General features: G+C 72.2%; 6 protein-coding genes. 4 read left to right on the forward strand and 2 right to left on the reverse strand.

Annotation, left to right across the window (positions count from 1 at the left end):
• Window positions 1–240: 240 nt before the first annotated feature.
• Window positions 241–1,596 carry an aspartate aminotransferase family protein gene (locus ABZ070_RS34080; protein WP_356639691.1) on the reverse strand — a complete coding sequence of 452 codons (1,356 nt, stop codon included), beginning with the start codon at window positions 1,594–1,596 and terminating at the stop codon, window positions 241–243.
• A gap of 198 nt (window positions 1,597–1,794) precedes the next feature.
• Between ABZ070_RS34080 and ABZ070_RS34085 the strand changes: the two genes are divergently transcribed.
• From ABZ070_RS34085 to ABZ070_RS34095, 3 genes are all read left to right on the forward strand, one after another.
• On the forward strand, window positions 1,795–2,388 hold the full coding sequence (locus ABZ070_RS34085) for a type 1 glutamine amidotransferase family protein (RefSeq protein ID WP_356639693.1): 594 nt from the start codon (window positions 1,795–1,797) through the stop codon (window positions 2,386–2,388).
• Window positions 2,385–2,885, forward strand: a complete 501-nt coding sequence (locus tag ABZ070_RS34090; protein ID WP_356639695.1) for a MarR family winged helix-turn-helix transcriptional regulator — start codon at window positions 2,385–2,387, stop codon at window positions 2,883–2,885. Before ABZ070_RS34085 ends, ABZ070_RS34090 begins: the two co-directional genes overlap by 4 nt.
• 112 nt (window positions 2,886–2,997) lie before the next feature.
• The gene (locus ABZ070_RS34095; protein WP_356639697.1) at window positions 2,998–4,632 is read left to right on the forward strand and encodes a protein kinase; all 1,635 of its coding nucleotides are present in this window, start codon (window positions 2,998–3,000) and stop codon (window positions 4,630–4,632) included.
• 67 nt (window positions 4,633–4,699) lie between these two features.
• Here ABZ070_RS34095 and ABZ070_RS34100 read toward each other — a convergent pair whose 3' ends face one another.
• On the reverse strand, window positions 4,700–6,049 hold the full coding sequence (locus ABZ070_RS34100) for a S1 family peptidase (RefSeq protein WP_356639699.1): 1,350 nt from the start codon (window positions 6,047–6,049) through the stop codon (window positions 4,700–4,702).
• 307 nt (window positions 6,050–6,356) lie between these two features.
• Between ABZ070_RS34100 and ABZ070_RS34105 the strand changes: the two genes are divergently transcribed.
• On the forward strand, window positions 6,357–7,130 hold the full coding sequence (locus tag ABZ070_RS34105; RefSeq protein ID WP_356639701.1) for a hypothetical protein: 774 nt from the start codon (window positions 6,357–6,359) through the stop codon (window positions 7,128–7,130).
• Window positions 7,131–7,182 lie beyond the last annotated feature (52 nt).

The following is a 7,182-nucleotide window of genomic DNA, read 5'->3' on the forward strand; positions in this document are numbered from 1 at the left end:
GGCGTGGGAGGTACCCCCACCTCCGCCTTGCGATCCACGGCACCAGACCCCTCCCCCTACGCCCTGCGGGCGTAGGGGGACCCCCACACTGATCCGGCCTGATCCAAACGAAAGACCCTGGGGCATGGCGGCCGTGGGCGGAGTTCGAGACGCGGGGTTCGGTGGAGGTCCGGTGGGGGTCCCCCACGCCGCCAGGCGTAGGGGGAGGAGCCCCCGAATCCCGCGCGGAGCGCCCCCGGGCTACGCCGTCAGCTCGTCCGTCACCGACAGCGCCGCGTCCAGCGCGGCCAGGCCCTCCTTCGCCTCCGCCTCCGTCACGTTGCACGCAGGGACCGCGTGTGTGCGGTTCATGTTGATGAAGGGCCACAGGCCGTTCTTCTTGCAGGCCGCCCCGAACGCCGCCATCGGCGCCGCCGCCTCGCCCGCCGCGTTGTACGGGACCAGAGGTTCGCGGGTCTCGCGGTCGCGGACCAGCTCGAGGGACCAGAAGACGCCGAGGCCGCGGACCTCGCCCACCGACGGGTGGCGTTCCGCGAGTTCGCGCAGGCCGGGGCCGAGGACGGTCTCGCCGATGTGGGCCGCGTGCTCGACGACCTTCTCCTCCTCCATGGCCTGGATCGTGGCGACTGCCGCCGCGCACGCCAGCGGGTGGCCGGAGTAGGTGAGGCCGCCCGGGTAGGGCCGTTTGTCGAAGGTCGCGGCGATCTCGGCGGAGATCGCCACGCCGCCGAGCGGCACGTACCCCGAGTTGACGCCCTTCGCGAAGGTCATCAGGTCCGGCACCACGTCGAAGTGCTCGGCGGCGAACCACTTGCCCGTACGGCCGAAGCCGGCCATGACCTCGTCGAGGACGAAGACGATGCCGTACCGGTCGCAGATCTCGCGGACACCCGCGAGATAGCCGGGCGGCGGCGTCATGATGCCGGCCGTGCCGGGCACGGTCTCGAGGATGATCGCCGCGATCGTCTGTGGCCCTTCGAAGGCGATGGTGTCCTCGAGGTGCTGGAGGGCACGAGCGCATTCCTCCGACTCCGTCGAGGCGTAGAAGGGGGAGCGGTAGAGGAACGGGCCCCAGAAGTGGACGACGCCCGCGGTGCCGTTGTCGTTGGCCCAGCGGCGCGGGTCACCGGTGACGTTGATCGCGGTGGCGGTGCCGCCGTGGTACGAGCGGTAGGCGGAGAGCACCTTCGGACGGCCGGTGTGCAGACGGGCCATGCGGATGGCGTTCTCGACGGCCTCCGCGCCGCCGTTGGTGAAGAAGATCTTGTCCAGATCGCCGGGTGTGCGCTCGGCGATCAGCCGGGCGGCCTCGGAACGGGACTCGATCGCGAACGCGGGGGCGAACGTGGCCAGCTTCCCGGCCTGCTCCTGGATCGCGGCGACGACCTTCGGGTGCTGGTAACCGATGTTGGTGTAGACGAGGCCGCTGGTGAAGTCGAGGTAGCGGTTTCCGTCGTAGTCCCAGAAGTAGGACCCCTCTGCGCCGGCGACGGCGAGCGGGTCGATCAGGCCCTGGGCGGACCAGGAGTGGAACACGTGCGCGCGGTCCGCAGCCTTGACGGCGGCACCGGCCTGGGGGTCGGCATGAGGGGTCATGCGGCCCAGCGTAAGGAACGGCCGGCGGGGTCGACATGGCCACCTTGTATGGACTCGGCCGCTTATCTGGGCAGGGTGTCGGGCTTTCGGCTGCCCCGCGGGCGCCGTGGCGCCCGCTCCGCCCGCCGGCGGCGTACATTGACAGCATGCTGTCGAAATGACAGAGTGCTGTCATCGGAGAACGTCAAGGAGGGCACCATGACCCGCAGGACAGTTCATCTGGCCGTGTACGACACCTACGCCGACTGGGAGACGGGCCACACCACCGCCCACCTCACCCAGAACGGCTACACCGTGAAGACGGTCGGTCTGAACACCGACCCCGTCACCACCATGGGCGGCGTCCGCATCCAGCCCGACCTCGCCCTCGCCGACCTGGACCCGGCCGACAGCGCACTGCTGATCCTCACCGGTGCGGACCTGTGGGACACGGGCGACGAGCTCGCGCCGTTCGCCGCGGCGGCGCGCACCTTCCTCGACGCCGGCGTCCCGATCGCCGCGATCTGCGGCGCGACCGCCGGTCTCGCCCGGGAGGGCCTGCTCGACGACCGGCCCCACACCAGCGCCGTCTCGTTCTATCTGGACGCCACGGGTTACAAGGGCGGCGAGCACTACGTGGACACGGACGCCGTCACCGACGGCAACCTGATCACCGCCGGGCCGACCGAGCCCGTCGCCTTCGCCCGCGAGGTCTTCGCCCGGCTCGGGGTCTACAAGGGCGAGAAGCTGGACGCCTGGTACCGGCTGTTCCACGACTCGGACCCGTCGGCCTTCGAGATCCTGAACTCATGAGGCCCGCACACCACCCCCAGGAGCTGCTGACCCGCACGGCGCTCGGCGTTTTCCGACTGAACGGCCAGTTCGTCACCGTCTCCGACGGGCTGGCCCGGGAGGCCGGACTGACCGCCGCGCGCTGGCAGGTCCTCGGCGCCGTACTGCGTGAACCGCAGTCCGTCGCCGGGATCGCCCGCACGATGGGCATCACGCGGCAGAGCGTCCAGCGCATCGCCGACGTGCTGGCCGGGCAGGGCCTGGCGGAGTACCGCCCGAACCCCACCCACCGCCGCGCCAAGCTGCTGCACGCAACGGAAGAGGGACGGGCGGCGATCGAGAAGATCGACCCCGGTCACGCCGCGCTGGCGAACCGACTGCTGGAGCTGCTCGGACCGGAGCAGTTCGCGGAGACCGCGCGGGTGCTGGAGCAGCTGTCGAAGGCGATGGCCACGGTCGAGGCGGACGGCGTGGGCGGGCCGGCAGGCGCGGACGAGGAGGCGGACGAGGACGGGTAGCGCATCGGACGGCCGCCCGGGCGGCCTCGATCCCTGACCCGCCGGGCGGCCGCAGAGGCGCACTATCCTCGGTCCGTCGAGCATTTCGGTACGGGGGAAGGGCCGCGCGGCGATGGAGCAGCTGGCACCGGGGGATCCGCAACACATCGGGGAGTACCGGCTCCTGGCCCGGCTGGGAGCGGGCGGCATGGGGCAGGTGTATCTCGCGCGCTCCGACCGTGGGCGGACCGTCGCGGTCAAACTGGTACGTCAGGAGCTCGCGGAACAGGAGGAGTTCCGCAACCGCTTCCGCCTCGAGGTACGGTCCGCGTTGCGCGTCGGCGGCCAGTGGACCGCGCCCGTGCTCGACGCGGACACCGAGGCGCTGATCCCGTGGGTCGCCACCGGATACATAGCCGGGCCCGCGCTGCACGCCGTCGTCTCCGGCGGGCACGGGCCGCTGCCCGAGCGCAGTGTGCGGCTGCTGGCCTCCGGGCTCGCCCACGCGCTGACCGACATCCACGGCGCGGGTCTCGTCCACCGCGACCTCAAGCCGTCGAACATCCTGCTCACCATCGACGGGCCGCGTGTCATCGACTTCGGCATCGCCCGCGCGCTGGACACGGTCACCGACGGTGGTCTGACCCGCACCGGAGCGCTCGTCGGCTCCCCCGGCTTCATGTCGCCCGAACAGGTGCGCGGCGGCCGGGTCACCGCGGCCGGCGACATCTTCTGCCTCGGGTCCGTACTCGCGTACGCGGCCACCGGCCGGCTTCCGTTCGGCTCCGCGGACAGCGGCGGACATGCGCAGATGTTCCGCATAGCCCAGGAGGAACCGGACCTGACCGGTGTGCCCGAGGGGCTCGTCGACCTGATCCGCGACTGTCTGTGCAAGGACGCCGAGTCCCGGCCGACGCTCCCGCAGATCCTGGACCGGACGACCACCGACGCCGACGGCGAGCCCTGGCTGCCGGGAACGCTGATTGCCCAACTGGGTCGTCACGCCGTGCAGTTGCTGGAGGTCGAGCAGCCGCGGACGGTGGTGCAGCCGCCGACTCAGACCGCGCCGCCCCAGCGGACACCCCGGCCGACGCCCCCACCGACACCCGCTCCGGCTCCGCCCGGGCCGGCGTACGGCCATCCGCAGCAGCCGTACCACCCCGGCCCGTACGCGCACCCCGCTCCCACCCCGTACGCGCACCCTGCCCCCGCCCCGCGCCGCAGCTCCCGTGGCGGGACCGTGGCCCTGATCGCGGTCGCGCTGGTCGTCGCGCTCGGCGCGGGCGGCTCCGTCTACGCGTTCATGTCCAAGGACGACGACAAGAACACGACTGCGGACCCGAAGCCGTCCCCGAAGCCCTCCCCCTCCCCCACCTCCTCCGGAACTCCGGCGCCGACGCCCTCCGGTTCGCCCTCGACGGCCCAGACCTCCGGCGGCGTCCCGCAGGAGTACGTCGGGACGTGGCAGGCGTCCTTCGACACCGCGGACGGCACCAACACCCGGACCATGACGATCGCCCAGGGCCGGACGGGCGAGCAGGTCATGACGCTGACCGGCACGGGCCCGAACTACGACTGCGGCTGGTCCGCCACCCTGCGCGCCTCCGGTCCGCCCCTGGAACTGGACCCGACGGCCGTGACGTTCGGCGACCGGGTGTCCTGCGCCCCCGGCCAGTGGAGCCGGCTGAGCATGCCGAACGACACGACCCTCGTCCGCGAACTGGTCGGATCGACCGGCGAGCCCCTCACCTACACCAAGTCCGGCTGACGCCTCACCAAGTCCGGCCGGCACGACACCGAGTGCGGCTGACACCGCCCGGCCGGCCGGCCCCGGGTCAGCCCCAGCTCGCGGTGTGGAAGCTGCGGTACTCCCTGCGCTCCTGCGCGGACACGATCCAGCGTGCGGCCACGAGGCAGGTCAGGCTGCCGCCGATGAGGCCAAGGCCCAGCGCGGGATTCCCGAAGTCGACGATGGACGTGACCGCCCGCGACGCCCGCGACTCCTCCGACGTCCCCGGCGGCGGGCCGGGCGGGACACCGGCCCCGGCGTCCCCGTTCTCCGCCCCGCCGTCGCCCCCGGGCGCCGGCGGGCCGCCCGTCAGATTCACCCCCAGGGTCTCCATGGCCGGGGTGACCGGCTGGAAGTACGTCGTGCCCCCTGTGGTGCAGTCCCCGTCGCCTCCCGACGTCACGCCGAGCGCGAGCCCCTCGGAGAACAGCGGGCCTCCGCTGTCGCCGGGCTCGGCACAGACCGTGGTCTCGATCAGGCCCGTGACGGTGCCCTCGGGGTAGTTCACCGTCGCGTTGACGGCCGTCACCTCACCGGAGCGGAATCCGGTCGTGCTGCCGCTGCGGAACACCCGCTGGCCGACGGACGCTTCACCGGCCCCGATGATGTTCACCGCCTGGCCGTCGCCGATGTCGATGACGTTGGTGCGGTCGAGCGTGTTCACGTCCTCGTAGCGCACCAGGGAGTAGTCGTCGCCCGGAAAGCTGGACGCCGTGGTGGTACCGACGAGTTCGGCGCCTTGGCGGTCCTGGAACCAGGTGGTCTGCTCCGGGCCGCAGTGCCCGGCCGTCAGGATGAACGTGTCCTGGCCGTTGGTCACGTTGAAACCGGCGGAGCAGCGGCGTTGCGAACCGAAGACGGGCGTGCCGCCGCTCACCCGGGTGGTGAAGGTCCCCGGCGTCCGTTCCATCCGGACGAACGCGCCGATGCGTTCTGCGAGGCCGGACAGGCGCGTCCAGTCCTCGGTCGAAACGGTGCTGTCGGCGCGCACCGTGATGCTGTTGGTCGCGTAGTCGACCGCCCAGGCGGTTCCGGGCACCGGCGGCTCGGAACCCAGGGTTTCGGTGGCGGAGCGGAGCCGGTCCATGCTGTGCCGCACGACTTCGGCCTCCCCGCCGGCGCGCCGCACGTCCTCCGCGGCGTCGGCGTCGGTGACCGCGACGACGGTCCGGCCGTCCGCACCCGTCCAACTGCCCGCGGTCCGGGACGGTCCGAGTCTCGAGACCACTCGCGCGGTCGGATCGTCGGCGGCTCGCGGATCGGCGGCTCGCGGTGCCGGCTCGCCCGCCGCGGCGGTGGACACCATCAGCCCGCCGCAGAGCAGCCCGCCGACGGCAGCCAGCCGCACGATCCGCTGGAGCCTGCGCCGTACGCGCCTCCGTCGTGTGTGCATCATGCGCGGCCCCAATGTCGTACCGGAACGGCATCACCAGTGACGCGGGGCACCGGATGCCGGGGCCCCCTGTCCCAGTACGTGCCGAGGGACCGCAGCGTTCAATCAGGCGGCGCCTGCGGCGCATCCGGGCCCGAACCGTTCCTGCTGGTCCACACCGGTCATCGTCTCCGGCCGTTCGTGGGACGGCGGGGCCGCCCACGTGCCGTCGTCCCGGCCCCCGGGCACCCATGGCTCCGGCCGGGGCGGACCCGGCGGACGAGCGTGGGCGGAGCCGTTCGGCTCGCCCCGCAGGGACAGGAGACAGGACATGCTCAAGATGGCAGCGACTCGCACGACGTGGCGCCGGTGGGTGCCGGCCGTGACCGCGGCGGTCACCGTGGGAGCGGCCGGACTGGCGGGGGCCTCGCCGGCTGCGGCGCAGACCCTCGTGAACTGCCCCACCCAGAACCTCCAGACCGCTATCAACGCCGCCGCTCCGGGGTCCACGCTCGTGATCCGCGGTACCTGCGTGGGCAATTTCACCGTCGCCAAGAACCTCCGGCTCGTCGGCTTCGGCACGGCGGTCCTCGACGGCAACGGCGCCGGCACCACCTTGACGGTCAACGGACCGAGCACGGTGCAGATCAACTCCCTGACCCTCGTCGACGGGGTCGGGTCGGTCGGTGGCGGACTGCACAACAACGGCGGCACGGTGACGCTGAACAGCACCACCGTGCGCGACAACGACGCCGGCTTCGGCGGCGGCATCGCCAACACCGGCACGCTGACGGTGAACGCCTCGCGCATCCAGGACAACGCGGCGACAGTGGCAGGCGGCGGCATCGCCAACAGCGGCACGTTGACGGTGAACTTGTCCACGCTGCGGGAGAACACTGCTGAGGTAGTGGGTGGCGGTCTGGCGAGCTTCGGCGGCACCGTGCGGCTGAGCCTCGCGACGGTGACGCAGAACGTCTCGAACGGCGGCGCCAACACCGGCGGCGGAATCTTCAGGGCAGGCGGCACGGTGACCCTGCTCGCCACCTCTGTCACCGCCAACGTCCCCAACAACTGCACCCCGGCCCTCGCCGGCTGCGTCGGCTGACCCGCCGGACCCCGGCAGACCCGGTGCCGGGCGGAGGGCCGGTCGGGCCCTC

This window comes from Streptomyces sp. NPDC006283 (assembly GCF_040613325.1).
Taxonomy (GTDB): Bacteria; Actinomycetota; Actinomycetes; order Streptomycetales; family Streptomycetaceae; genus Streptomyces.

Bases quoted from the DNA above. Each gene is read 5' to 3' on its own strand.
- ABZ070_RS34080 (WP_356639691.1), bottom strand. From the start codon at position 1,596: ATGACCCCTCATGCCGACCCCCAGGCCGGTGCCGCCGTCAAGGCTGCG.
- ABZ070_RS34085 (WP_356639693.1), top strand. From the start codon at position 1,795: ATGACCCGCAGGACAGTTCATCTGGCCGTGTACGACACCTACGCCGAC.
- ABZ070_RS34090 (WP_356639695.1), top strand. From the start codon at position 2,385: ATGAGGCCCGCACACCACCCCCAGGAGCTGCTGACCCGCACGGCGCTC.
- ABZ070_RS34095 (WP_356639697.1), top strand. From the start codon at position 2,998: ATGGAGCAGCTGGCACCGGGGGATCCGCAACACATCGGGGAGTACCGG.
- ABZ070_RS34100 (WP_356639699.1), bottom strand. From the start codon at position 6,049: ATGATGCACACACGACGGAGGCGCGTACGGCGCAGGCTCCAGCGGATC.
- ABZ070_RS34105 (WP_356639701.1), top strand. From the start codon at position 6,357: ATGCTCAAGATGGCAGCGACTCGCACGACGTGGCGCCGGTGGGTGCCG.